We start from the raw sequence: 24,222 nt of genomic DNA on the forward strand, positions 1-24,222 counted from the left end.
TGCTAGCCGGCCTTCTTCGCCCGAGCCGGCGCGCGCACCGGCTTGTCGGCTTTTTTGGGAGCGGCTTTCGCAGCAGCGTCCTTGCCGCCCTTGCCGGCGATTGGCAGCAGCATCTCGCGCTGGCCTTCGACGCGCTTTTTCGGCTTCTTGCCCTTGAGGGCGTCCTTGGTCACATCCTTGGCCACTTTCGCCGCGGGGCCTGCGTCCTTCTCGTTCGCGATGCTCTTCTTCAGCGCGTCCATGAGGTTGATGACGTTGCCACCGGTCTTGGGCGCGGTCTTTGCTGCGATGGGCGCGCCGCTGCGCTTCTTGTTGATGAGGTCGATCAGCGCGGTCTCGTAGTGGTCCTCGAACAGCTCGGGCTCGAACGCGCCGGACTTCTTCTCGACGATGTGCTTTGCAAGGTCGAGCATGTCTTTGGTCAGCTTAACGTCCTGGATGTCGTCGAAATAGTCGTTCTCGCCGCGCACCTCGTAGGGGTAGCGCAGCAGCGTCCCCATCAGGCCGCTCCCGAGCGGCTCCAGCGCGATGATGTGCTCGCGGTTGGTCAGCACCACGCGGCCGATCGCGACCTTGTCCATGCTCCGGATCGTCTCGCGGATCACCGCAAAGGCGTCGTGACCGACCTTGCCATCGGGCACGAGATAATAGGGACGGATCAGATAGCGGCTGTCGATGTCGGTCTTCGGTACGAACTCGTCGATCTCGATCGTGTGGGTGGAGTCCAGCGCGATGTCGTCGAGCTCGTCCTTGGTGACCTCGATATAGGTGTCGGTGTCGACCTTGTAGCCCTTGACGATGTCCTCCGAAGTCACCTCGTCACCGGTCTCGGCGTCGACCTTGAGGTACTTGATCCGGTGGCCGGTCTTGCGGTTGATCTGGTTGAACGAGACCTTCTCGGTATCCGAAGTGGCCGGATAGAGAGCGACCGGGCAGGTCACGAGCGACAAACGCAGAAAACCCTTCCAATTGGCGCGGGGGGCCATGGGATACTCCAAACGCAACGGGGACAGAAGACGAAGATACCATCGGGGAACACCGAATCATAGCAAGGCGGATCGCTGAATCTTGCATCTGCGTTAACCGGCCGCCCGGCGCGCGGTTGCAGCCTGATCCGGCTGCAAAGGCCGGAACATCATATCCGATCATGCGTTGCCACGGGACATTCCGCCGCGAGGAGTCGCAGCCATCCGACGCGACGGCCAGAAATTGAGGTCACCATGGCAACCACGCGAGACCAACGTCAGATCGTGGAAACTCCGACCGAGGCGCGCCAGGGCGAGCCCGGGCCGTCGGTGGCGGCGCTGCTCGCCATATCCACCGGGCTCGCGATCCTGATCCTCGCGGTCATCTGGTTCGTTTTCTTCCGGACCTGATCGGCAGATCGACCGGACGGTTCGCACCTTCCGACTCGCCGCGTAACGCGGCACATTGCGCCCGCCAGGCCGCCGGTTCGTCCGGTGGCCTGGCGGGCGCAGTGCGTTGATCGCGAACAGGTCGGATATGACCAAAAAGTAACGCGGCCGGTTCCCCGTGTTCATATTCAGTTCACGCCGGAATTGCTCATCTGTGCGGGTGTTCATGCGGCCTAATTCTGGAGAGAAGCGTGCGCCTGCTCGTCGTTGAGGACGACCCCGATCTCAATCGTCAGCTTACCAAGGCGCTGACCGACGCCGGCTATGTCGTCGATCGCGCCTTCGACGGGGAGGAGGGGCATTATCTCGGTGACAACGAGCCCTACGACGCCGTGGTGCTCGACATCGGCCTGCCGAAGAAGGACGGCATCTCGGTGCTGGAAGCCTGGCGGCGCAACGGCCGTACCATGCCGGTCCTGATCCTCACCGCGCGTGACCGCTGGAGCGACAAGGTCCAGGGCTTCGATGCCGGTGCCGACGACTATGTCGCAAAGCCGTTCCACCTGGAGGAGGTGCTGGCGCGCATCCGCGCGCTGCTGCGCCGCTCCACCGGCCACGCCCAGAGCGAGCTGAGCTGCGGCCCCGTCACGCTCGACACCAGGACCGGACGGGTCAGCGTGTCGGGTAATCCCATCAAGATGACGTCGCACGAATATCGGCTTCTGGCCTACCTGATGCATCATTCGGGGCGCGTCGTGTCCCGCACCGAGCTGGTCGAGCATCTCTACGACCAGGACTTCGACCGCGACTCCAACACCATCGAGGTCTTCGTCGGCCGCATCCGCAAGAAGCTCGACGTCGACATCATCCAGACTGTCCGTGGCCTCGGCTATCTCCTGACCCCGCCTGCCCCCGGCGCTTGAAGCGCGGTGTCTCGAAGTATCTTGTTTAGACGTATCTTGGCTTGACGGGCGGCCCGGCAGAGGCCTTGTTCGGGTCATGAGTTCCGACGCCATGCCACCCCGCGCCTCCGGGATCATTTCGATGCCCGCCAGCTCGCTCGCGAACCGCCTGTTCTTGTCGGCGACCGCCTGGCTCGTGGTGATCCTGGCCATCACCGGCGTGGTGCTGTCGTCGGTCTACAAGAATGCCACCGAGCGCGCCTTCGACCGCCGGCTCAATCTCTATCTCCGCACGCTGATCGCCGAGGTCGCCACCCCCGACGAGCCTCCGGACCGCCAGTTCCAGTCGCTCGGCGAGCCTCTGTTCGAGCTGCCGTTGTCCGGCTGGTACTGGCAGATCACGCGGACCGACACCGAAAAGCCGGAGGTGCGCTCCTCGCGCTCGCTCTGGGACAAGAAGCTGCCGAAGCTGGAAGAGCAGGGCACCGAGCTTACCGCCGCCGGCATCCGGATCGCTTATGTCGACGGTCCCGAGGGACAGAACCTGCGCATGGTGGAGCGGCCGGTCGATCTCGGCGCGGACGGCAAATTTCTCGTCAGTGTCGCCGGCGACGACACCGAGATTTTCGACGAGACGCGCAGTTTCGATTACTACCTCGGCGGCACGTTCACCGCGCTCGGCATTGTGTTGCTGCTGACCACCGTGTTTCAGGTCCGCTTCGGTCTCGCGCCGCTCAAGCGCATCTCCGAATCCATCGCCGACATTCGGTCCGGGCGGGCGGAGCGGCTCGAGGGCGAGTTCCCGGTCGAGATCGCACCGCTGGCGCGCGAGACCAACGCGCTGATCGATGCCAATCGCGAGATCGTCGAGCGCGCACGCACCCATGTCGGCAATCTCGCCCACGCCATCAAGACGCCGCTCTCGGTCATCGTGAACGAGGCCGGCGCGCATGCCACCGATCCGTTCGCGGCAAAGGTGATGGAGCAGGCCGACGTGATGCGTGACCAGGTCGCCCATCATCTCGAGCGCGCGCGTATCGCGGCGCGGGTCTCGGTCGTCGCGACGGTGACGGAGGTTGCACCGGCCATCGAGGCATTGCGGCGGACCATGGAGAAGATCCACCGCGGCCGCGGCATCGTGGTCGAGGCCGAGGCCGATCCGTCGGCGAAATTTCGTGGCGAGCGGCAGGATCTGGAGGAGATGGTCGGCAATCTCGTCGACAACGCCTGCAAATGGGCGGCCTCGCGGGTCTTCATCGAAGTTCTGGTGGAAGCGCCGCATCAGGCGAGCAGCGGTCCGCGGCTGCATATCATCGTCGACGACGACGGCCGCGGCCTGTCGGAGGCCGAGCGCACCCAGGTCTCACGGCGCGGCCAGCGGCTCGACGAATCCAAGCCCGGATCGGGGCTGGGGCTGTCGATCGTGACCGAGCTCGCTGCGCTCTATGGCGGCAGCCTCTGCCTCGGCCGCGCACCGACTGGGGGCCTGCGGGCGGAGCTGGTCCTCCCCGGAATATAATCCCTTGTTCCGACGCGACTATTCGGCCTGCGGCACACCGATCCGGACGAAACCAGGGGTATTCGGAGCGACTTCCTAAACGGCTTCTTAAGTGGCCCCACCTATGATCGAGCAGGACGGACCCCACGTCCGCCATTTTACCGTTCATTACCCGGGCGCATGAGCCAGACATCGATCGAGCGGCTGAGGGACTATCTCGCGCAGCTCCCGCCGCAGGCGCAGGCGCTGCTGATGCGGGAGTTCGAGCGTGCGCTCGAGCGCGGCCAGGACACGGCCGTGGCAACCCTCGTGCTCGACCAGCTGCGCAAGATTGTCCGCAAGACGGAAGCCGACGAGGCCCCACCGCCGCGTACGGACGATCTGTCGCGGCTGCTGTTCCAGGTGCTGGAACCATTCCTCGTCGAAGCAGGCGCCCCGATCCGGGCCGGGCAGATCCGCCGCTCTTCGCTGGCTCCGATCTGGCAATGGCTCGGCCGCGACGGTGCTCCGGCCAAGCTGAATGAATTCGAGGCGGCGCTGGCGCGCATGCCGGCCGACAGCGCAGGCCAGGTCGAAGCGCTGGCCTCGAAGCTCCAGGCGTTCGCTGCGGATGCCATCTTCGAGCTGACGGGGCCGGGTGGGGGTGACAAATCGCGTGCGCTCGCGCGCGTTGGTCCGCCCAACGTGATCGAGGACCTCTATTCGACCGGGGCGGTGCTTGCGGTCCGCGACGCCATCGCCACCTTGAACGAGAAGCTGCCGCGCTCTTTGCGCGCCTTCGGCGATGCCCAGATCGCCTCGGTGACTGCGGCGCTCAACATTCCCGTCCTCCAGACGCCGCAGATGCTGCCCTTCGCGCTCTCCATCGTCGTGCAGCGGATGACCGCGCCGTGGCAGATCATCCGCCTCGCCATCAAGATTGCCGCGTCCGACGACGAGATCCGTGTCGCGGCAACGCCCTATGGCGTCGCGGTCACGATGGCGCTGCATGACTTGTCCTGCGTGGCCGCCATCCTGCGCATGGACATCAAGCGCGGTCATTTCGACAATGTCGCCGGCAATCTCAAGACGCTGCACGACGGCGTCCGAGGCCTGCGTACCGAGCTCGACCTGCGCAACGACTCCGCCTGGGGCAAGCAGTTGACCTCGATCCGGGCCGACATCTCCAACGCGCTGCAATCCGAGATCGACAGTGTTCCCGGCCGCGTCCGCCGCATCCTGCGCCAGCGCGCCGAGAAGGACATTCCGCCGGGCGCGCGGATCGACAGCACCGAGGTCGAGGAAACCGTGGCGCTGATCGATTTCGTCGCGACCTGTCGCAATTATGCGAGCGAGCTTGCGATCAACGAGGTGACACTGCGCACCTATTCCGACCTGCAGCAATATGTCGAGCGTTCGACCGAGCAGCTGGTGCAGTCGCTGCGCGGCGCCGATCACAAGGTCCGCACCTATCGGCAGCAGCAGGTGCAGGCCGCGATCCGCTTCTGCCAGGTGCTGTTCGGGGATGATTATGCCTCGCTGATGAGCCGCGCCGCGGAGAACGCGGCCACGGGCGAGCGCAAATCGTCGCGCGCGAGCTGATCCAGGCGCATATTTCAGCAGTCACAATTTCAGGTTGACGGGGTCGGTGGCTGGCCCTACGGTCGCCGTGCAACTTTCTGATATTTCTATCTGTGGGCGCATGAAATCCGTTATCAGTTCCATCGAAATCGAAAATCGCGTCGTCGTTGCCAAATATCAAAGGCTGATGGTAGGCGCGAAGGTGGTGCTGGTCGAGAAGGCAAGCGGTCGGCAGCTTCCTGAGACCGTCACCAGGGTTGCATCGCCCGTTCCCGTCGGGGCGTTGCGCATCAGATTGCCCGACGCTATCGAGCCGGGAACATACTTCCTGAAGGCCTTCAACGGGCATGGCGAGGACGCCGCTCAAAGCGCGGACTTCGAGATCGGCTAAGCCGTTGGATTTTCACCGTTTCGGGACTGTGCGCGGTCGCGCCGAATTGACAATTGTCAATTGCCGCATCGTCCGGCCGTGGTGTAAAGCGACCTGTGGGCGCGGCTTGCGCGCTGCCGGAAGCTTGCCAGATGACGCTATGGTTCGTGTTCGCGCTGATGACGGTCGCGGCGATCTTCGCCGTGCTTTTGCCGCTCGGCCGTAGCGGACGCGCGCAAAATCAGGGCAGCGAAGTCGCGGTCTACAAGGACCAACTCGCCGAGATCGAGCGTGATCTTGCCGCAGGGCTGATCGCAGCGCCCGAAGCCGACGCCGCGCGCGTCGAGGTCAGCCGCAGGCTGCTCGCCGCGGCCGGAAGCGAGCCCGCAACGGCACCGAAATCCAGCCTCAAATGGCGCCGCGCGGCGGCCGTGTTGGCGCTTGCCGGCCTGCCGCTGGTTGCGATTGGCGTCTATGTGCCGCTCGGCTCGCCCAGGCTTCAGGACTTTCCGCTGGCGCAGCGGGAGCGCGGATCCGGGTCCGGCATGGCGCAGTCGCTCGAGAATCTGGTCGTACAGGTCGAGCAACATCTGGAAAAGAATCCAACCGACGGGCGCGGCTGGAACGTAATCGCGCCCGTGCTGGAGCGGCTCGGCCGCTTCGACGACGCCGTGCGCGCCTATCGCAACTCGCTCACCTACAATGGCGAGAGTGCGGAGCGCCGGTCCGACCTCGGCGAAGCGATCTCGGCCGCCGCCGGTGGCGTCGTGACCGCCGAAGCCAAGACCGAGTTCGAGCGCGCGCGCGCGCTCAGCGCCGACGATCCGAAGGCGAACTATTTCCTCGGCCTCGCCGCCGAGCAGGACGGCCGCAAGGACGATGCCGCCAATATCTGGCGCGCGCTCCTGGCGAAAGCGCCGGCGGATGCGCCGTGGCGGCCTCTGGTGCAGACCTCGCTCGCGCGGGTCGGCGGCGGTGGCGCTACGATGCCGGCGCTGTCGGATGGGACCCTCGCGGCTTCCAAGGACATGAAAGAGGACGATCGCAACGCCATGGTTCGCGGCATGGTCGAACGGCTCGCCACGCGCCTCAAGCAGAATGGCGACGACGTCGAGGGTTGGCTGCGCCTGGTGCGCGCCTATCTCGTCATGGGTGATCGCGACAAGGCGGTGGGGGCATCGACCGATGCCCGCCAGGCGGTTGCCAACGATGCAGCGCGGTTGCGCCAGCTCGATGAAGGCCTCAAGACACTCGGGCTCGACGGATGACGATGTCAGGACGAGACGGGCAGGGAATGGATACGCCATGACGCGCAAGCAGCGACGTATGACCATCATCGGCGGCTCGCTTGCCGTGCTCGCGCTCGCGGCCGCGCTGGTGCTCAACGCACTGCGCGACTCCATCGTGTTCTTCTCGACGCCGACCATGGTCGCCGAGAAGCACGTCGCCCCCGGCAAGCGGTTTCGCCTCGGCGGCCTGGTGCAGCCCGGCTCGCTCCAGCGCGGCGACAATCTCGCGGTGACCTTCGAGGTCGCCGACGGTGGCGCAAAGCTTCCGGTCGCCTTCAAGGGCATTTTGCCTGATCTGTTCCGCGAAGGGCAGGGCGTCGTCGCCGAAGGCGCGCTCGACGCCGATGGCGTGTTCAAGGCCGACACCGTGCTCGCCAAGCACGACGAAACCTACATGCCCAAGGACGTCGCCGATGCCCTGAAGAAGCAGGGGCACTGGAAGGATGATTACGGCGCCAAAGCTTCCGATGGCGTCAAGCCCGGGGCCACGACCGCACAGGGCAATCCGCAGGGAGCAATTCGGTGATCGCGGAGTCAGGACATTATGCGCTGGTGCTGGCGCTCGGACTGGCACTGATCCAGTCCATCGTGCCCCTGATCGGCGCGCGACTGCGTGATGACGCGCTGATGAATGTGGCGCGGTCCACCGCGCTGGTGCAGCTCCTGTTCGTCGGTGCGTCGTTCATAGCGCTGGTGACGCTGCACGTGGAATCTGATTTCTCGGTCGCCAACGTCTACGAGAATTCCCATTCCATGAAGCCGCTGCTCTACAAGATCACCGGCGTGTGGGGAAACCATGAAGGCTCGATGCTCTTGTGGGTGTCGATCCTTGCGCTGTTCGGCGGATTGGTGGCCGCCTTCGGCAACAATCTGCCGCTGTCGCTGCGCGCGCATGTGCTGGCCGTACAGGCGTGGATCGCCAGCGCATTCTATCTCTTCATCCTGGTGACCTCCAACCCATTCCTGCGCATCGCCAACCCGCCGATCGAGGGACGCGATCTCAATCCGGTGCTTCAGGACATCGGTCTCGCCGTGCATCCGCCAATGCTCTATCTCGGCTATGTCGGCTTCTCGATCTCGTTCTCCTTCGCGATCGCGGCGCTGCTGGAGGGTCGGATCGACGCAGCCTGGGCGCGCTGGGTGCGGCCGTGGACGCTGGTCGCCTGGATCTTCCTGACGCTCGGTATCGCCATGGGTTCGTACTGGGCCTATTACGAACTGGGTTGGGGCGGCTGGTGGTTCTGGGACCCGGTCGAGAACGCCTCGCTAATGCCGTGGCTTGCCGGCACCGCGCTGCTGCATTCGGCGCTGGTGATGGAGAAGCGCAACGCGCTGAAGGTCTGGACCATCCTCTTGTCAATCCTGACCTTCTCGCTATCGCTGCTCGGGACCTTCCTGGTGCGCTCGGGGGTCATCACCTCGGTGCATGCCTTCGCGACCGATCCAACCCGCGGGGTGTTCATTCTCCTGATTCTCTGCCTGTTCATCGGGGGCAGCCTGTCGCTGTTCGCCGGGCGCGCGACGTCGTTGAAGCAGGGCGGCCTGTTTGCGCCGATCTCGCGCGAGGGCGCGCTGGTGCTGAACAATTTGCTGCTCACGGTCGCCTGCGCGGTGGTGCTGTTCGGCACACTCTATCCGTTAGCGATGGAGATGCTCGCCGATTTCAAGATGTCGGTCGGCGCGCCGTTCTACAATCTCACCTTCGCGCCACTGTTCGCGCTGTTGCTGCTCGCCGTGCCGTTCGGGCCGATGCTGGCGTGGAAACGCGGCGATCTGCTCGGCGTCACCCAGCGTCTGCTCGCGGCAGGCGTAGCCGGGCTCGTCGCCGTCGCCATGGTCTGGGGCTGGGCGCGCGGCGGCAGCGCGCTCGCGCCATTGGCAATCGGACTTGGCGTCTTCGTCATTGCCGGCGCAGCGACGGATCTGGCCGAACGAACTGGTTTGTTTCGCCTGCCGTTCGCGACGACGCTGCATCGTGCCCGCGGTCTGCCGCGCTCGGCCTGGGGCTCGGTATTTGCGCATGCCGGCCTCGGCGTCGCCTTGATCGGGATCGTTTGTGAGACCACCTGGAATAGCGAATATATCGCGACCATGAAACAAAACGACGTCGCCCATGTCGCCGGCTATGACGTCAAGCTGGATGGCCTGTTTCAGCGTCAAGGGCCGAACTTCCACGAGATGATCGCCGAGTTCAACGTCAGCAGTGACGGCGAGAAGCTCAGCGTGATGACGCCGTCGAAGCGCAGCTTCACCACCCGCGGCTCCTCGACCACCGAGGCCGCGCTGCTGACGCGCGGCGCCAGCCAGCTCTACATCTCGCTCGGCGACGCCACTGCCGAGGGCGCCATTGCCGTGCGCATCTATCACAAGCCGCTGGTGCTGCTGATCTGGTGGGGGCCAGTGCTGATGGCATTCGGCGGCGTGCTGTCGCTGTCGGACCGGCGCCTGCGGGTGGGTGCGCCAAAACCGGCGCGGGCCAAGCAGCGCCTGCAGCCGGCGGAGTGATCCGATGCGCCGAATGATGGTCGCGTTCGTCGCGCTGATGCTGCTGGCCTTGCCTGCGGCGCATGCCGTGCAGCCCGACGAGATCATGTCGGACCCTGCGAAGGAGTCGCGTGCACGCGACTTGTCGCGCGAGCTGCGTTGCATGGTCTGCCAGAACCAGTCGATCGACGACTCCGATGCGCCGCTGGCGCGCGATTTGCGGCTCCTGGTGCGCGAGCGCATCGCGGCGGGCGACAGCAATTCGCAAGTGCTCGATTTCCTGGTCGCGCGCTACGGCGAGTTCGTGCTGCTCAAGCCGCGCTTCGAGCGCCAGAACATGCTGCTGTGGCTGCTCGCGCCGCTGCTGCTGATTGGCGGCGGCCTGGCGTTATGGCTGCAAATCCGCCGGCGCTCGCGAAATGGTGCAGACGTCCCGGCTCCGCCGCTCACGCCCGATGAAGAAGCGCGGCTCGCCGCATTGATGGCGGATGAAGCCAAGTCTCACTAGCTACGTTGCTGCGCGCAGAAGCCGGCACTGCGCGGGCGTTCCCGGAACTTCGTTAAGTTCCTATAGGTTCACTACTTTCGGCCGCGATAAACTGCCGCATCCGCATTCTCCGTTCATTACAAAAGTTTAACCCCGCCGCCAGCGCACGGTAAGGCGGCAGCCCCCATCTTCAGGTTCGTAAGGTGCCGCCGTCAGGTACCAAATGGATTTCAAGGCCCTGGAGATCTCTGCATGACCGACCGTTCCGACCTCTCGAACCTTCCGTCCTACCGGCAGCCCCGCCGGTCCGTTTTCTCGGCCCGCAAGTTCGCGCTGATGGCCTCGGTCGTCGCCGGCCTCGGTGCCGCCGTCTACGGCTTCGGCCCGTCGACCTCGCCGGCCGACCTGTTCTCAAGCCCGGCGCATGCGCAGGTCAACAACGAGGTGCGCAAGGTCGAGCGTCCGATCGGCTTCGCCGACATCGTCGAGCGCGTGAAGCCGTCAGTGATCTCGGTGAAGGTCAATATCAAGGAAAAGACCGCGAGCAATGATGACGGCGATGACGCGCAGTCGCCGTTCCAGCCGGGCTCTCCGATGGAGCGATTCTTCCGCCGCTTCGGCGGTCCGGACGGCATCCCGGGCCTGAAGGGTGGTGGCGGTCGCGGCCGCGTCGTGCAGGGCCAGGGCTCGGGCTTCTTCATCTCGGCTGATGGCTTTGCCGTGACCAACAACCACGTGGTCGACGGCGCCGACAAGGTCGAAGTCACCACCGACGACGGCAAGACCTACACAGCCAAGGTGATCGGCACCGACCAGCGCACCGACCTCGCCCTGATCAAGGTCGAGGGCAGCTCGAACTTCCCGTTCGCGAAGCTTGCCGACGGCAAGCCGCGGATCGGTGACTGGGTGCTCGCAGTCGGCAACCCGTTCGGCCTCGGCGGCACCGTGACTGCCGGCATCGTTTCGGCCAGCGGCCGCGACATCGGCAACGGCCCCTACGACGATTTCATCCAGATCGACGCGCCCGTGAACAAGGGCAATTCCGGTGGTCCGGCTTTCGACACCAATGGTGAGGTGATGGGCGTCAACACCGCGATCTACTCGCCCTCCGGCGGCAGCGTCGGCATCGCGTTCTCGATTCCCGCGAGCACCGTGAAGAGCGTGGTGGCGCAGCTCAAGGATAAGGGCTCGGTCAGCCGCGGCTGGATCGGCGTGCAGATTCAGCCTGTCACCTCCGACATCGCCGACAGCCTCGGCATGAAGAAGGCCGAAGGTGCGCTGGTGGCCGAGCCGCAGGCGAATGGTCCGGCGGCCAAGGCCGGCATCGAGTCCGGCGACGTGATCACGTCGGTCAACGGTGAAACCGTCAAGGATGCCCGCGAGCTCGCCCGTACAATTGGCGGCCTGGCGCCCGGCGCGACCGTGAAGCTCAACGTGCTGCACAAGGGCCAGGACAAGGTCGTGAACCTCACCCTCGGCCAGCTGCCGAACACGATCGAGGCCAAGGCCGACATCGACAAGGACAGCGGCAAGGGCGCGAGCCGTGGCACTGATGTGCCCAAGCTCGGGATGACCGTCGCGCCCGCCGATTCCGTGGCCGGCGCCGGCAAGGAAGGCGTCGTGATCACCGAAGTCGATCCGAAGAGCGCGGCTGCTGAACGCGGCTTCAAGGAAGGCGACGTGATTCTCGAAGTCGGCGGCAAGAGCGTGAGCACCGCCGGCGAAGTCCGCGACGCCATCAACACGGCGCGGACCGACAACAAGAACAGCGTCCTGATGCGGGTGAAGAGCGGCGGCCAGTCGCGCTTCGTCGCCGTGCCCATCGCCAAGGGGTAACCAAGGGCCAGGCCTCAGGAGGCCTCCGAGATGAAGGGTGTCGCCGGCATCAGTCGCCCCCGCCGACGGCGCCCTTCGGGGGAGCAGCGCAACGTTTGCTTCCCCTGTCTACCTTCCGGTGGAATACGCCCCCCTCCGTCGGAAGGCCTAGGGCGGTGAAGTCCCCCAGCTTCACCGCCCGCCTTTTTCTCGATGCCAGAGTCGTTCACTCGGCTTGCATGCGATTGCCGCTCGCGCCATGTTTAGAGAAGGTTCACTCCCTTGACCGTTGCCGAACGCACGATGCGCCTCCTCATCATCGAAGACGACCGCGAATCCGCCGACTACCTCGTGAAGGCGTTTCGCGAGGTCGGGCACATTGCCGACCACGCCGCCGACGGCGAGGAAGGCCTCGCCATGGCCGAGAACGGCGATTACGACGTGCTGGTGGTCGACCGCATGCTGCCCAAGCGTGACGGCCTGTCGGTGATCGGCGCGCTCCGCGACAAGGACGATTCGACGCCGGTGCTGATTCTCTCCGCGCTCGGCCAGGTCGACGACCGCATCAAGGGCTTGCGCGCCGGCGGCGACGACTACCTGCCGAAACCCTATTCCTTCGCCGAGCTGTTGGCCCGGGTCGAGGTGCTGTCGCGCCGCCGTGGCGGTCCGGCCGAGGACACGCTGTACCGCGTCGGCGATCTCGAGCTCGACCGGCTCTCCCATCGCGTCGCGCGCGGCAAGGACGAACTGACGCTCCAGCCGCGCGAATTCCGCCTGCTCGAATATCTCATGAAGCATGCGGGCCAGGTGGTGACCCGCACCATGCTACTGGAGAACGTCTGGGACTATCATTTCGATCCGCAGACCAACGTGATCGACGTGCACATTTCGCGGCTACGTTCCAAGATCGACAAGGGTTTTGAGCGGCCGCTGCTGCACACGATCCGCGGCGCGGGATACATGATCCGTGACGGCATTCGGTAAACTCGTCCGCACCACGGCATTCCGGCTGACGCTGGTCTATTTGCTGCTGTTCGCGATGTTCGCGGCCTCGCTGCTCGCCTATTTCGCCTGGAATACGCGGCGGCTGATCACCGAGGAAATCACGCAGACGGTCAATGCCGAGACCTCGGAGATCAACGAGATCTACGGCCGGCGCGGCTTGCGCGGTCTCGTGCTTGCGATCGAGTACCGGGCGCTGCGCCCGGGCGCCAATCTCTACCTCGTGACCACGCCGACCGGGCAGGCGATCGCCGGCAATGTCGGCTCGCTGGCGCCCGGTGTGATGGCGACGCGCGGCTGGTCGGAGACGGCATATCGGCGCATCGAGGATGCGGACGAGCGCGACCATCGCGCCCTGGTGCGCGTCACCGAGCTCGAGAATGGCTTCCGGCTTCTGATCGGCCGCGACCTCGCCGAGCGGCGGCGCCTGTTCGGCATCGTCGCCAAGGCCGCGCAATGGTCGGTGCTGATCGTCGTGGTGCTTGGCCTGGGCGGCGGGATCTTCGTCGCGCGCAGGGTGCTCAGGCGCATCGACGCCATGTCCGGGACGGCCCATCGCATCATGACCGGCGATCTCAGCGAGCGCCTGCCGGTGGGACGCAGCGGTGACGAGCTCGACCGCCTCGCCGAAAACCTCAATGCCATGCTGGAGCGCATCGAGGCGCTGATGGCGGGGCTGAAGGAGGTCTCCGACAACATCGCCCACGATCTCAAGACGCCGCTGACACGCTTGCGCAACCGCGCCGAGGAGGCGCTGGCGAAATCAGGCAGCGAGGCCGATTACCGCGCCGCGTTGGAGCGGACCATCGAGGAATCCGACGGCCTGATCCGTACCTTCAACGCGCTGCTGATGATCGCGCGCGCCGAGTCCGGTCAGGCGCGCGGCAACATGGACGATTTCGACGCTGCCGATGTCGCACACGGCATCCACGAGCTCTACGAGCCGCTGGCTGAAGATGACGGCATGACGCTGAAGGTCGAGGCCGATCCGACGCCGGTGCACGCCAACCGCGAACTGATCAGCCAGGCGCTCGCCAATCTGGTCGAGAATGCGATCAAATACGGCAAGCCGGTCGCGCTAACAGGTGGAACCGTGGTCAGCCTGGATTCAAGGCAGATCACGATCGAGGCGAAACGCGAGGGCGACCAAGTGCTGCTCAGCGTCACCGATCGCGGCCCCGGTATCCCCGAGGCCGACCGCAAGCATGCCGTCGAGCGATTCGTGCGGCTTGAAGCCAGCCGCACGCTGCCGGGCTCCGGCCTCGGCCTCAGTCTTGCGTCTGCGGTTGCAACGCTGCATGGCGGCGAATTGCGGCTGGGCGATGCCCATCCGGGCCTCGTCGCCACGCTGGTGCTGCCGGCGCTCGCGGGCGACAGGGTTGCTCCTCCAATACCGGATGTGCCACAGAAGGTGGCATGAACCACTCCGCGCCGGGAAACGCGGACAAGCATGGTGAGAGACTTGCCGCACGCTTCGCGGAGGCTCCCCATATTGCCGCTTCCGTCACCGACCAAGGACGTTTTGAAAGCTGGCTGGCCGAGCTCGAGCCCGCGCAATCCGCCCGTCTTGAAGCGCTGCTGACTCATCCCTTCGCGCGGAACGCCCTGGCCGGCATCGCGGAATTCTCGCCTTATCTGTTCGAACTGGTGCGCGCTGATTCGCAGCGCCTGATCCGGCTGCTGGAATGCGATCCGGATGCGCATCTCGCCACGCTAATCGCGGAGGCGAACGGCGCCGTGCTCGCGGCATCCGATGAAGCCGAGGTGATGCGGCTGCTTCGCCGCATGAAGGCGGAGGCCGCGCTCCTGATCGCACTGTGCGACATCGGCGGGGTCTGGCCGGTGACGCGGGTGACCGCAGCGCTCACCGATGTCGCGGTGTCCTCGGTGCGGGCGGCGCTTCAATACCTGCTGCGGCAGGAAGCCGCACGCGGCAAGCTCTCGTCGCCCAATCCCGAGGCGCCGGAGGAGGGCTGCGGGCTGATCGTGCTTGCGATGGGCAAGATGGGCGCAGGCGAGCTGAACTATTCCAGCGACATCGATCTCATCGTGTTTTTCGATCCCGACAATACGACGCTCGCCGCCGATATCGAACCCCAGCCATTCTTCGTGAGGGTGACGCAGGGGATGGCACGCATTCTCCAGCAGCGCACCTATGACGGCTACGTCTTCCGCGTCGATCTGCGCCTGCGTCCCGATCCATCCTCGACGCAGGTGGCGATTTCGCGCGACGCCGCGCTGAACTATTACGAGCGTGAAGGGCGCACCTGGGAGCGCGCCGCGATGATCAAGGCGCGAGCCTGCGCCGGCGATCCCAGGGCGGGCGAGGCGCTGCTCGCGGAGATCGCGCCCTTCGTCTGGCGCAAGCATCTCGACTTCGCCGCGCTTGCCGACGTTCACGATATGAAGCGGCAGATGCAGACCTATCGCGGCCAGAGCGAGGTTGCGGTCGAAGGGCATAACGTGAAGGTCGGGCGCGGCGGAATCCGCGAGATCGAGTTCTTCGCCCAGACCCAGCAATTGATCGCCGGGGGGCGACATCCCGAACTGCGCGTACGGCCGACGCTCGCCGCGCTCGGCGTGCTTGCTTCCAGCAACTGGATCACGGTTGCGGCGCGCGACGAGCTGACCACGGCTTACCAATTCCTGCGTCGGGTCGAGCATCGCCTCCAGATGATCGCAGACGAGCAGACCCATACGCTGCCCGAGGACAAGGAGGTGGTCGAGCGTTTCGCCTGGTTCTTCGGCTATCCGGATCGCGAGGCCTTTGCCCGCGACCTCTTGCGCCAGCTCGAGATCGTCCAGGGCCACTACGAAAAACTGTTCGAGGGCGACGATCCGACCGGCACGGCCAAGCTGCCGGCGCTCGACTACAGTGCGGGTCCCGACGATCCGCGGCTGCTTCAGTACCTGGCGACACTCGGCTTCAAGAAGCCTGCCGCCGTCGCGCAGACCGTGCGCGACTGGATCACCGGCGACTACCGCGTGTTCCGCAATGAGGCGACGCGAAACGCATTCGTCGAATTCGTGCCGGCCCTGATCGACGGTCTCGCTCATGCCGAGGAGCCGGATCGGGCCGTCGTGGCGTTCGACCATTTCCTTGGAGCGCTTCAGCGCGGCGGCCGGCTGATCACGCTGCTCGGGCAGAACCGCGATCTCGTCGCGCTCGTGGCCCTGGTGCTGGGCGCGGCGCCTCGGCTCGGCGAGATGCTTGCGCGGCAGCCGCAACTGATGGACGGCCTGATTGATCCGCGCTTCTTCGGCGCCATGCCCGACAGGCAGGAATTGTCGGGGCGACTTGCGACGACGGTGCAGGATGCGGGCTCTTACGAAGAGTTCCTCGACCGCCTGCGTCTGTTCGGGCAGGAGAGCCTGTTCCTGATCGGCACGCGCATTCTCTCAGGCACGGTCTCGGCACAGCAGGCGAGCACGGCCTTTGCCGACGTCGCCGAGGGCATCGTCCATACCGTGCATGGCCTCGTCGCCGACCGTTTCGCCGCCCAGCATGGCCGGATCAAGGGGCAGGAGACCGCCATCATCGCGATGGGCCGGCTCGGCAGTCGCGAGATGACCGCGTCGTCCGATCTCGACCTGATCCTGCTTTACGATTTCGACAGCGACAATCCGGACTCCGACGGTGCGAAGTCACTGCAAGGTGCACATTACTTCGCCCGCTTCACCCAGCGCCTGATCAGCGCGTTCACGACGCGCACCAATTACGGGGTGCTTTACGAGATCGACATGCGGTTGCGCCCCTCGGGGCGCGCCGGCCCCGTGGCTTCGAGCCTCGTTTCGTTCGCGGACTACCAGGCCAACGAGGCCTGGACCTGGGAGCACATGGCGCTGACCCGTGCGCGCGTCGTGTCGGCTTCGCCCGAATTCCGGGAACGGATTGAACGCGTCATCCGCGCTGTCCTGACTCGTCGCCGCGATCCCGGAATCACCGCCAACGATGTTGCCGACATGCGGCGTGCGATCGCCCAGGAGAAGGGCGAGGCTGATTGCTGGGATCTCAAATATGCCGCCGGCGGCATGGTCGACATCGACTTCATCGCGCAATATCTCCAGCTCGTGCATGCGCACGAGAAGCCGGAGATTCTCGACGTTGGCACCACGCAGGTGCTGGAAAATGCATGCAGGCTGGGCGTGCTGTCGCAATCGGAGACCGAGATATTGCGGGCCGCAGCGCGGCTCTATCACGACCTGACGCAGATCCTGCGGCTCTGCGTCAGCGATCGGTTCAAGCCGGAGACTGCCGGCACCGACCTCTTGCGCGTGATGGCACGCGCCGGCGATGCGCCGCATTTCTCCTCGCTGGAGGCGCGCGTGAAGGAAACGCAGAGCGAGGTGCGCCGCGTGTTCAGGGCGCTGCTGGAAGGGACGTCGCCTGCTGCAGCGAGGTGAGCGCCTCCCGCACGTTCGGCTCCAGGCCCACGCCGCCGGCATCGAGATGGGCGAAGATCGCGCGCTTCATCCGCGGATCCCAGAACTTCTTGATGTGGTCGGCGATCCCCGGCACGGCCTTGTCGTGGCCCTGGCTCCGGAAGAACGTGCCGATCTGGTTGGCCATGTAGATCAGGCGGTCAGGCGACATCGGCAACCTCCGTGGCATGACGGGCGACAACCCGGCGGCCATGCGAAAACACTTCGAACCCGTCCTGGCGGGCAATGGCAATCAGCGTGATGCCGGCGGCCTCCGCGGTGCGCACCGCAAGGGCAGTCGGCGCAGAGACGGCGACCATCACCGGCGCGCCGATGGCGGCGGTCTTCTGCACCATCTCGACCGAGACGCGGCTCGTCAGCAGCACGATGCCGCCGCTTGCAGGCGTGCGGCTGCGCGCCAGCGAACCGGCGAGCTTGTCGAGCGCGTTGTGGCGGCCGACATCCTCGCGCAGCGCGACGATACCACCGGCAGGCGACCAGAACGCGGCGGCGTGAACGGCGCGGGTTTGCAGATTGATCGATTGCAGCGGTGCGATGGTCTGCATCGCCGCCATCACCTGTTCGGGCGCAAACGTCTGTCCCTGCGACACGACGGCCGCAGGCCGCACAGCTTCGGCAATCGAGTCGATGCCGCAGATGCCGCAGCCGGTCGGGCCGGCGATGTGGCGGCGGCGCTCGCTGATGCGCGCGACGTCTTCAGACGCCAGCCACATGCGGAGCTCGATGCCGTCGTCGAGGCGGACGATTTCGAGCGACTTGATGTCATCGACGGATTTGATCATGCCTTCGTCCAGGCTGAACCCGACCGCAAAATCTTCGAGGTTCTGCGGCGTTCCCATCATGACGGCGTAGGTGCCGCCATTGTAGGTCAACGCCAGCGGCGTCTCCTCCGGGATCAGCCGCGCTCCTTCGGTCGCGACACCGTCGCGCCAGATCTCGCGGTCGATGGCCTGGACCGGCACGTGCATGCCGCTACTCCGCAGCCTCGGCCGGCGCGATGCGGCGGGAATGCCGCGCCTGCGCGTCGTAGGCCTTCTGCCAGTCGGACGGGCCGTTCGAGGGCGAAATCTGCACCGCCGTGACCTTGTATTCGGGGCAGTTGGTCGCCCAATCCGAATAATCGGTCGTGATGACGTTGGCCTGCGTGTCCGGATGGTGGAACGTGGTGTAGACGACGCCCGGCGCGACGCGATCGGTGATCTCCGCACGCAGCGTGGTCTCGCCGGCGCGGCTCTTCAGCCGCACCCAGTCGCCGTCGCGCACGCCGCGCTGTTCGGCATCGTGTGGATGGATTTCCAGCCGATCCTCGGCATGCCAGACCACGTTCTCGGTGCGCCGGGTCTGCGCGCCGACATTGTACTGGCTGAGGATGCGGCCCGTCGTGAGCAGCAGCGGATAGCGCGGGCCGGTACGTTCGTCGGTCGCGACATATTCGGTGACGACGAACTTGCCCTTGCCGCGGACGAAGCCGTCGATATGCATCACCGGCGTGCCCTCGGGCGCCTTGTCGTTGCAGGGCCATTGCACTGAGCCGAGCTCGTCGAGCTTGGCATAGGAGACGCCGGCGAAGGTCGGGGTGAGCGCCGCGATCTCGTCCATGATCTCGGAAGGATGGCTGTAGCTCATCTCGAAGCCCATAGCCTTGGCGAGGCCGATGGTGACCTCCCAGTCGGCGAGGCCGTTCTTCGGCGTCATCACCTTGCGCACGCGCTGGACGCGGCGCTCGGCGTTAGTGAAAGTGCCGTCCTTCTCGAGGAAGCTGGAGCCAGGCAGGAACACATGGGCGTAGTTCGCGGTCTCGTTCAGGAAGAGGTCGTGGACGATGACGCATTCCATCGCCGATAGTGCCGCCACCACATGCTTGGTGTTGGGATCGGATTGCAGGATGTCTTCGCCCTGCACGTAGATCCCCATGAACGTGCCTTCGACCGCGGCGTCGAACATGTTGGGAATGCGCAGGCCCGGCTCGGGGTTGAGCTTGACGTTCCACAATGCCTCGAACTGGTCCCGCACGGCGTCGCCCGAGATGTGGCGGTAGCCGGGAAGCTCGTGCGGGAACGAGCCCATGTCACAGGAGCCCTGCACGTTGTTCTGGCCGCGCAGCGGGTTCACGCCGACACCGGGACGACCGATATTGCCCGTGGCCATCGCGAGGTTGGCGATCGCGATCACGGTGGTCGAGCCCTGGCTGTGCTCGGTGACGCCGAGACCGTAATAGATCGCGCCGTTGCCGCCGGTGGCGTAGAGGCGCGCTGCTTCGCGCACATCCTTCGGATCGACGCCGGTGAGGATGGCGGTGGCTTCCGGGCTGTTGTTCGCCTGGGCGACGAACGCCGCCCATTCCTCGAACTCGTTCCAGTCGCAGCGCTCGCGCACGAAGGCTTCGTTGGCGAGGCCTTGGGTGACGATCACATGCGCCAGTGCCGTCATCACCGCGACATTGGTGCCGGGCATCAGCGGCAGGTGCAGCGCCTTCACATGCGGCGATTCAACCATCTCGGTGCGGCGCGGATCGATCACGATCAGCTTGGCGCCCTGGCGCAGCCGCTTCTTCAGGCGGGAGGCGAACACCGGGTGGGCCGAAGCGGGATTGGCACCGATGACGACGACGACGTCGGTGTCCTCGACCGAATCGAAATCCTGCGTGCCGGCGGAGGTACCGAACGTGGTCGAGAGGCCATAGCCGGTCGGGGAGTGGCAGACCCGGGCGCAGGTGTCGACATTGTTGTTGCCGAAGCCGGCGCGGATCAGCTTCTGCACCAGATAGGTTTCTTCATTGGTGCAGCGGGACGACGTGATGCCGCCGATAGCGTCGCGGCCGTATTTCTTCTGGATGCCGCGCATCCTGTCGGCTGCAAACGAGAATGCCTCGTCCCACGACACTTCGCGCCAGGGATCCTCGATCCGCTCGCGGATCATCGGGTTGAGGATGCGTTCCCGGTGGTTGGTGTAACCCCAGGCGAAGCGGCCCTTGACGCAGGAATGACCGCGATTGGCCTTGCCGTCCTTGTACGGCACCATGCGGACGACTTCCTCGCCGCGCATCTCGGCCTTGAAGGCGCAGCCGACGCCGCAATAGGCGCAGGTGGTGACGACCGAGTGTTCGGGCTGGCCGATCTCGATCACGGATTTCTCGGTCAGCGTCGCGGTCGGGCAGGCCTGCACGCAGGCACCGCAGGAGACGCATTCGGAGCCGAGGAAGCTCTCGCTCATGCCCGGCGAGACGCGGCTGTCGAATCCGCGGCCGGAGATCGTCAGCGCGAAGGTGCCTTGCACCTCCTCGCAGGCGCGGACGCAGCGCGAGCAGACGATGCACTTGGAGGGATCGTAGGTGAAGTACGGGTTGGACTCGTCCTTCGGCATCCAGGCGGCGTTGATCTCGCCATTGGACTTGCCAGGCGTCTTGGCGAAAACATGATTCTCGCCTTCATAGCCGTAACGGACGTCGCGCAGGCCCACGGCGCCGGCCATGTCCTGCAACTCGCAATCACCGTTAGCACCGCAGGTGAGGCAGTCGAGCGGATGGTCAGAGATGTAGAGCTCCATCACGCCTTTGCGCAGCTTCTTCAGCCGTTCGCTCTGGGTATGCACGACGAGGCCGGGCATCACTGGCGTGGTGCACGAGGCCGGCGTTCCGGTGCGGCCCTCGATTTCGACGACGCAAAGGCGACACGAGCCGAACGCATCGACGATGTCGGTCGCGCAGAGTTTCGGGATCTGATGGCCGGCGTCCATCGCCGCTCGCATGATCGAGGTGCCCTCGGGCACCGTGACCTGGTTGCCGTCGATGGTCAGTGTCACCATCGTTTCCGATTTCGAGCGCGGCGTACCGAAGTCGATTTCTTCGATCAGAGACATTGTCGTTCTCCTATTCCGCGGCCTGAAGCGTGGTCGGGGCCGGGACGAAATCCTCCCGGAAGTGCTTCAATGCGCTGAGCACGGGGTAGGGTGTGAAGCCGCCGAGGGCGCAGAGTGAGCCGAATTTCATGGTGTTGCAGAGGTCTTCGACGAGTGCGAGGTTTTCGCTCACGCGCTCGCCGTTGATGATCTTCTCGATCGTCTCGACGCCGCGGGTCGAGCCGATCCGGCACGGCGTGCACTTGCCGCAGGATTCGATGGCGCAGAATTCCATGGCGAAACGCGCCTGCTTGCGCATGTCGACGCTATCGTCGAACACGACGATTCCGCCATGGCCGATCAGGCCATCGCGCGCGGCGAAGGCCTCGTAGTCGAACGGGGTGTCGAACAGCGCGCGCGGGAAGTAGGCGCCCAAGGGACCGCCGACCTGCACCGCGCGGATTGGGCGGCCCGTGAACGTGCCGCCGCCGATGTCGTCGACGAGCTCGCCGAGAGTGACGCCGAACGCCGTCTCGAACAGCCCGCCGTGGCGGATGTTGCCGGCGAGCTGGATCGGCATCGTACCGCGCGAGCGACCCATGCCGAAATCGGCATAGGCCTTGGCGCCTTCGGCCAGGATGAAGGGAATGGCGGCGAACGACAGCACGTTGTTGATGACGGTCGGCTTGCCGAACAAGCCGTGATGGGCGGGCAGTGGCGGCTTTGCGCGCACGAGGCCACGACGGCCTTCGAGGCTTTCCAGCAGCGAGGTCTCTTCACCGCAAACGTAAGCGCCGGCGCCGACGCGGACCTCGAGATCGAAGCTGTACGTGGAACCACCGATGTTCGCGCCGAGATAGCCGCCGCGCTTGGCAGCCTGGATGGCCGCATTCATCGCCTCGACGGCGTGCGGATATTCGCTGCGGATGTAGATGTAACCCTTGGTCGCGCCGACGGTGATGCCGGCGATCGTCATGCCCTCGATGACGAGGAAGGGATCGCCTTCCATGATCATGCGGTCGGCGAAGGTGCCGCTGTCGCCTTCGTCGGCGTTGCAGACGATGAATTTGCGATCCGCATTCGCCTGCGCGACCGTCTTCCATTTGATGCCGGTCGGGAAGCCCGCGCCGCCGCGGCCGCGCAGGCCCGATGCAGTGACCTCGGTGAGGATCGCATCCGAGCCGAGCGAGAGCGCGCGCTCCAGGCCCTTGTAGCCGCCATGGGCACGGTAGTCGTCGAGCGAGCGCGGGTCGATCACGCCGCAGCGCGCGAATGTCAGGCGGGTCTGGCGCTTGAGCCAGGGGATCTCGTCGGTGGCCCCAAGCCGCAGCAGATGCGGCGTGTTGCTCGCGAGTGCGTCGAGCAGGGAGGGCACATCGGTCTCGGTCACGGGGCCGAACGCGATCCGGCCCTGCGGCGTCGCGACCTCGACCAGTGGCTCGAGCCAGTACAGGCCGCGCGAGCCGGTCCTGACGATCTCGACGGCAATGCCACGCTTGGCTGCAGCCTGCTCCAGCGCCAGCGCGACCTCGTCGGCGCCGGCCGCAAGCGCACCGGCATCGCGAGAGACATATAGACGGATGCTCATCGCTGCGCCTCTGCAACGAGAGCATCGATACGCTTCTCGTCGAGCCGGCCAATCAGCCGACCGTCAAGCATCGCGGACGGCGCGGTTGCACACAGTCCGAGGCAGTAGATCGGCTCCAGCGTGACGCGATCATCGGCCGTGGTGTGGCCGAGCGACACGCCGAGCTTTGCCTCCGCACGCGCAGCCAGCGCGTCGCCGCCCGCCGCCTGACAGGCCTCCGCGCGGCAGAGTTTCAGCACATGGCGGCCGGCCGGCTTGTGGCGAAAATCATGGTAGAACGTGAACACGCCATGCACTTCGGCGCGCGACAGATTGAGCGCGTGCGCCACCATAGGAATGGCTGCCGCCGGCACGTAGCCGAACGCATCCTGGAGCGCGTGCAGCATCACGAGCGTCGCGCCTTCCTGCTTGCTGTGTTCGGCGATGATCTCGGCGCCGCGCGTTTCGTCCCAAGGCTCGTAAACCGCTGTCATTCTTCGTTCTCGACCGGAGCGTCTGCTGATCGCAAACTATTTGGAATCGTTCGAAGATCAATAAAGCTGTCTCATGCTGCGATTGCGGATTCCGATCGATTTGCGATGGCAATCACTCGATTTGAAATTGCGATTGGAGCCGTCCACCGGGCGGTTTTTGCGTGTTGGAAGGGGGAGGGCATGCTAGCTTGCATGCCGCCACACGATCGGAGGGGATGACGGTTGCTCGACAAGCTTGAACTGCTGCTGGCGCTGGCGAAGGAACGGCATTTCGGCCGGGCCGCCGAAATGTGCGGCGTGACGCAACCGACGATGTCGACCGGGCTGAAGCAGCTCGAGGAGATCCTCGGCGTGATGCTGGTCCAGCGCGGCTCCCGCTTCCAGGGTTTTACGCCGGAAGGCGAGCGGGCGCTGGATTGGGCGCGGCGCATCGTCGGCGATGCCCGCGCGATGCGTGACGAGATCAACGGGCTGAAGCATCAGCTCTCGGGCGAGATCCGTATTGCCGCAATCCCGACCGTGCTCGGTATGGTCGCTGCGCTGACGACGCCGTTCCGCGCCAGGCATCCCGAGGTGCGCTTCAGTATCCGCTCCACGACCTCGTCCGAGGTGCTGGGGTTGCTCGAGAATCTCGAGGTGGATGCGGGGCTGACCTATATCGAGAACGAGCCGATCGGCAAAGTGCGCACCATTCCGCTCTATAACGAGAGCTATCGCCTGCTCACCGCGCCGGATGGAATGTTCGGCGATCGCGAGACAGTGACGTGGAAGGAGGTCGGGCAGGTGCCGCTGTGCCTGCTGACACCCGACATGCAGAACCGCCGCATCATCGACCGCGCGTTGCGCTCCGTCGGCGCGGAGGCGACGCCGACCTTGACCTCGAATTCGCTGCTCGTGCTGTTTACCCATGTGAAGACGGGGCGCTGGGCCAGTGTGATGCCGGCCAAGCTGGCCGAGACGCTCGGCCTGTCCGACACCGTGCGCTCGATCCCGATCACCGATCCCGATGTCAATTACAGCATCGGCATGGTGATCCCGCAGCGTGATCCGATGACGCCGCTGATCGCTGCGCTGGTCAATGTCGCGCGGGAAGTCGCGCCGTCGCTGCAATCGTAGCCA

Annotated in this window: 20 protein-coding genes; 14 read left to right on the forward strand and 6 right to left on the reverse strand. The window is 65.4% G+C overall.

The window, feature by feature from the left end; all coding sequences use genetic code 11:
• Positions 1–2 precede the first annotated feature (2 nt).
• Positions 3–986: a non-homologous end joining protein Ku gene (gene ku, locus ABIB91_RS18895; RefSeq protein WP_354164369.1), complete on the reverse strand. Its 984-nt coding sequence runs from the start codon at positions 984–986 to the stop codon at positions 3–5.
• A 234-nt stretch (positions 987–1,220) separates the two neighbouring features.
• Here ku and ABIB91_RS18900 point away from each other — a divergent pair, with 234 nt between their 5' ends.
• The 13 genes from ABIB91_RS18900 to ABIB91_RS18960 all read left to right on the forward strand — a co-directional run bounded on the left by ABIB91_RS18900 (position 1,221) and on the right by ABIB91_RS18960 (position 17,166).
• On the forward strand, positions 1,221–1,376 hold the full coding sequence (locus tag ABIB91_RS18900) for a hypothetical protein (protein ID WP_007593402.1): 156 nt from the start codon (positions 1,221–1,223) through the stop codon (positions 1,374–1,376).
• Between the two features lie 230 nt (positions 1,377–1,606).
• Entirely contained in the window at positions 1,607–2,278 is a 672-nt protein-coding gene (locus ABIB91_RS18905) for a response regulator transcription factor (protein ID WP_247349962.1), read from the forward strand.
• Positions 2,279–2,399: 121 nt separating this feature from the next.
• Positions 2,400–3,776, forward strand: coding sequence for an ATP-binding protein (locus tag ABIB91_RS18910; RefSeq protein ID WP_354164372.1), 1,377 nt, complete (start codon positions 2,400–2,402; stop codon positions 3,774–3,776).
• Positions 3,777–3,935: 159 nt separating this feature from the next.
• On the forward strand, positions 3,936–5,336 hold the full coding sequence (locus tag ABIB91_RS18915) for a hypothetical protein (protein ID WP_354164375.1): 1,401 nt from the start codon (positions 3,936–3,938) through the stop codon (positions 5,334–5,336).
• 100 nt (positions 5,337–5,436) lie between these two features.
• Complete coding sequence (locus ABIB91_RS18920) at positions 5,437–5,706, forward strand: hypothetical protein (RefSeq protein WP_007593394.1); 270 nt, start codon at positions 5,437–5,439, stop codon at positions 5,704–5,706.
• A gap of 131 nt (positions 5,707–5,837) precedes the next feature.
• Positions 5,838–6,953 (forward strand): c-type cytochrome biogenesis protein CcmI, encoded by a 1,116-nt coding sequence (gene ccmI / locus ABIB91_RS18925; RefSeq protein ID WP_354164378.1) that lies wholly within the window; start codon positions 5,838–5,840, stop codon positions 6,951–6,953.
• Positions 6,954–6,990: 37 nt separating this feature from the next.
• Positions 6,991–7,500 (forward strand): cytochrome c maturation protein CcmE, encoded by a 510-nt coding sequence (gene ccmE, locus ABIB91_RS18930; RefSeq protein ID WP_007593379.1) that lies wholly within the window; start codon positions 6,991–6,993, stop codon positions 7,498–7,500.
• On the forward strand, positions 7,497–9,479 hold the full coding sequence (locus ABIB91_RS18935; protein ID WP_219680768.1) for a heme lyase CcmF/NrfE family subunit: 1,983 nt from the start codon (positions 7,497–7,499) through the stop codon (positions 9,477–9,479). Before ccmE ends, ABIB91_RS18935 begins: the two co-directional genes overlap by 4 nt.
• 4 nt (positions 9,480–9,483) lie before the next feature.
• Complete coding sequence (locus ABIB91_RS18940) at positions 9,484–9,966, forward strand: cytochrome c-type biogenesis protein (RefSeq protein ID WP_354164383.1); 483 nt, start codon at positions 9,484–9,486, stop codon at positions 9,964–9,966.
• 231 nt (positions 9,967–10,197) lie between these two features.
• Positions 10,198–11,781 (forward strand): Do family serine endopeptidase, encoded by a 1,584-nt coding sequence (locus tag ABIB91_RS18945; protein ID WP_007593372.1) that lies wholly within the window; start codon positions 10,198–10,200, stop codon positions 11,779–11,781.
• Between the two features lie 282 nt (positions 11,782–12,063).
• Positions 12,064–12,744 carry a response regulator transcription factor gene (locus ABIB91_RS18950; RefSeq protein ID WP_035969420.1) on the forward strand — a complete coding sequence of 227 codons (681 nt, stop codon included), beginning with the start codon at positions 12,064–12,066 and terminating at the stop codon, positions 12,742–12,744.
• Complete coding sequence (locus ABIB91_RS18955; protein WP_007593370.1) at positions 12,728–14,182, forward strand: sensor histidine kinase; 1,455 nt, start codon at positions 12,728–12,730, stop codon at positions 14,180–14,182. The genes ABIB91_RS18950 and ABIB91_RS18955 overlap by 17 nt, the downstream gene beginning before the upstream one ends.
• Positions 14,179–17,166 carry a bifunctional [glutamine synthetase] adenylyltransferase/[glutamine synthetase]-adenylyl-L-tyrosine phosphorylase gene (locus ABIB91_RS18960; RefSeq protein WP_354164388.1) on the forward strand — a complete coding sequence of 996 codons (2,988 nt, stop codon included), beginning with the start codon at positions 14,179–14,181 and terminating at the stop codon, positions 17,164–17,166. Before ABIB91_RS18955 ends, ABIB91_RS18960 begins: the two co-directional genes overlap by 4 nt.
• Here ABIB91_RS18960 and ABIB91_RS18965 read toward each other — a convergent pair.
• Genes ABIB91_RS18965 through ABIB91_RS18985 form a run of 5 tightly spaced genes read right to left on the reverse strand, consistent with a single transcriptional unit; the run spans position 17,123 to position 23,103 of the window.
• Positions 17,123–17,356 carry a formate dehydrogenase subunit delta gene (locus ABIB91_RS18965; protein ID WP_007593368.1) on the reverse strand — a complete coding sequence of 78 codons (234 nt, stop codon included), beginning with the start codon at positions 17,354–17,356 and terminating at the stop codon, positions 17,123–17,125. The genes ABIB91_RS18960 and ABIB91_RS18965 overlap by 44 nt on opposite strands.
• Positions 17,346–18,173: a formate dehydrogenase accessory sulfurtransferase FdhD gene (gene fdhD / locus ABIB91_RS18970; RefSeq protein ID WP_354164391.1), complete on the reverse strand. Its 828-nt coding sequence runs from the start codon at positions 18,171–18,173 to the stop codon at positions 17,346–17,348. Before fdhD ends, ABIB91_RS18965 begins: the two co-directional genes overlap by 11 nt.
• Positions 18,174–18,177: 4 nt before the next feature.
• Entirely contained in the window at positions 18,178–21,063 is a 2,886-nt protein-coding gene (gene fdhF / locus ABIB91_RS18975) for a formate dehydrogenase subunit alpha (RefSeq protein ID WP_354164394.1), read from the reverse strand.
• Between the two features lie 10 nt (positions 21,064–21,073).
• Entirely contained in the window at positions 21,074–22,630 is a 1,557-nt protein-coding gene (locus ABIB91_RS18980) for a formate dehydrogenase beta subunit (protein WP_354164397.1), read from the reverse strand.
• Complete coding sequence (locus tag ABIB91_RS18985; protein WP_219680869.1) at positions 22,627–23,103, reverse strand: formate dehydrogenase subunit gamma; 477 nt, start codon at positions 23,101–23,103, stop codon at positions 22,627–22,629. Before ABIB91_RS18985 ends, ABIB91_RS18980 begins: the two co-directional genes overlap by 4 nt.
• A 222-nt stretch (positions 23,104–23,325) precedes the next feature.
• Here ABIB91_RS18985 and ABIB91_RS18990 point away from each other — a divergent pair, with 222 nt between their 5' ends.
• Positions 23,326–24,219 carry a LysR family transcriptional regulator gene (locus ABIB91_RS18990; RefSeq protein WP_007593359.1) on the forward strand — a complete coding sequence of 298 codons (894 nt, stop codon included), beginning with the start codon at positions 23,326–23,328 and terminating at the stop codon, positions 24,217–24,219.
• Positions 24,220–24,222 lie beyond the last annotated feature (3 nt).

Origin of the sequence: Bradyrhizobium sp. JR4.3, from assembly GCF_040547695.1 — a bacterium.
In the GTDB taxonomy this organism is placed as follows: Bacteria; Pseudomonadota; Alphaproteobacteria; order Rhizobiales; family Xanthobacteraceae; genus Bradyrhizobium; species Bradyrhizobium canariense.

Coding starts and splice junctions, on each gene's coding strand:
- ABIB91_RS18985 (WP_219680869.1), bottom strand. CDS start 23,103: ATGACAGCGGTTTACGAGCCTTGGGACGAAACGCGCGGCGCCGAGATC.
- ABIB91_RS18945 (WP_007593372.1), top strand. CDS start 10,198: ATGACCGACCGTTCCGACCTCTCGAACCTTCCGTCCTACCGGCAGCCC.
- ABIB91_RS18965 (WP_007593368.1), bottom strand. CDS start 17,356: ATGTCGCCTGACCGCCTGATCTACATGGCCAACCAGATCGGCACGTTC.
- ku (WP_354164369.1), bottom strand. CDS start 986: ATGGCCCCCCGCGCCAATTGGAAGGGTTTTCTGCGTTTGTCGCTCGTG.
- ABIB91_RS18920 (WP_007593394.1), top strand. CDS start 5,437: ATGAAATCCGTTATCAGTTCCATCGAAATCGAAAATCGCGTCGTCGTT.
- ABIB91_RS18900 (WP_007593402.1), top strand. CDS start 1,221: ATGGCAACCACGCGAGACCAACGTCAGATCGTGGAAACTCCGACCGAG.
- ABIB91_RS18910 (WP_354164372.1), top strand. CDS start 2,400: ATGCCCGCCAGCTCGCTCGCGAACCGCCTGTTCTTGTCGGCGACCGCC.
- fdhD (WP_354164391.1), bottom strand. CDS start 18,173: ATGCACGTGCCGGTCCAGGCCATCGACCGCGAGATCTGGCGCGACGGT.
- fdhF (WP_354164394.1), bottom strand. CDS start 21,063: ATGTCTCTGATCGAAGAAATCGACTTCGGTACGCCGCGCTCGAAATCG.
- ABIB91_RS18960 (WP_354164388.1), top strand. CDS start 14,179: ATGAACCACTCCGCGCCGGGAAACGCGGACAAGCATGGTGAGAGACTT.
- ABIB91_RS18950 (WP_035969420.1), top strand. CDS start 12,064: ATGCGCCTCCTCATCATCGAAGACGACCGCGAATCCGCCGACTACCTC.
- ABIB91_RS18915 (WP_354164375.1), top strand. CDS start 3,936: ATGAGCCAGACATCGATCGAGCGGCTGAGGGACTATCTCGCGCAGCTC.
- ccmE (WP_007593379.1), top strand. CDS start 6,991: ATGACGCGCAAGCAGCGACGTATGACCATCATCGGCGGCTCGCTTGCC.
- ABIB91_RS18940 (WP_354164383.1), top strand. CDS start 9,484: ATGCGCCGAATGATGGTCGCGTTCGTCGCGCTGATGCTGCTGGCCTTG.
- ccmI (WP_354164378.1), top strand. CDS start 5,838: ATGACGCTATGGTTCGTGTTCGCGCTGATGACGGTCGCGGCGATCTTC.
- ABIB91_RS18980 (WP_354164397.1), bottom strand. CDS start 22,630: ATGAGCATCCGTCTATATGTCTCTCGCGATGCCGGTGCGCTTGCGGCC.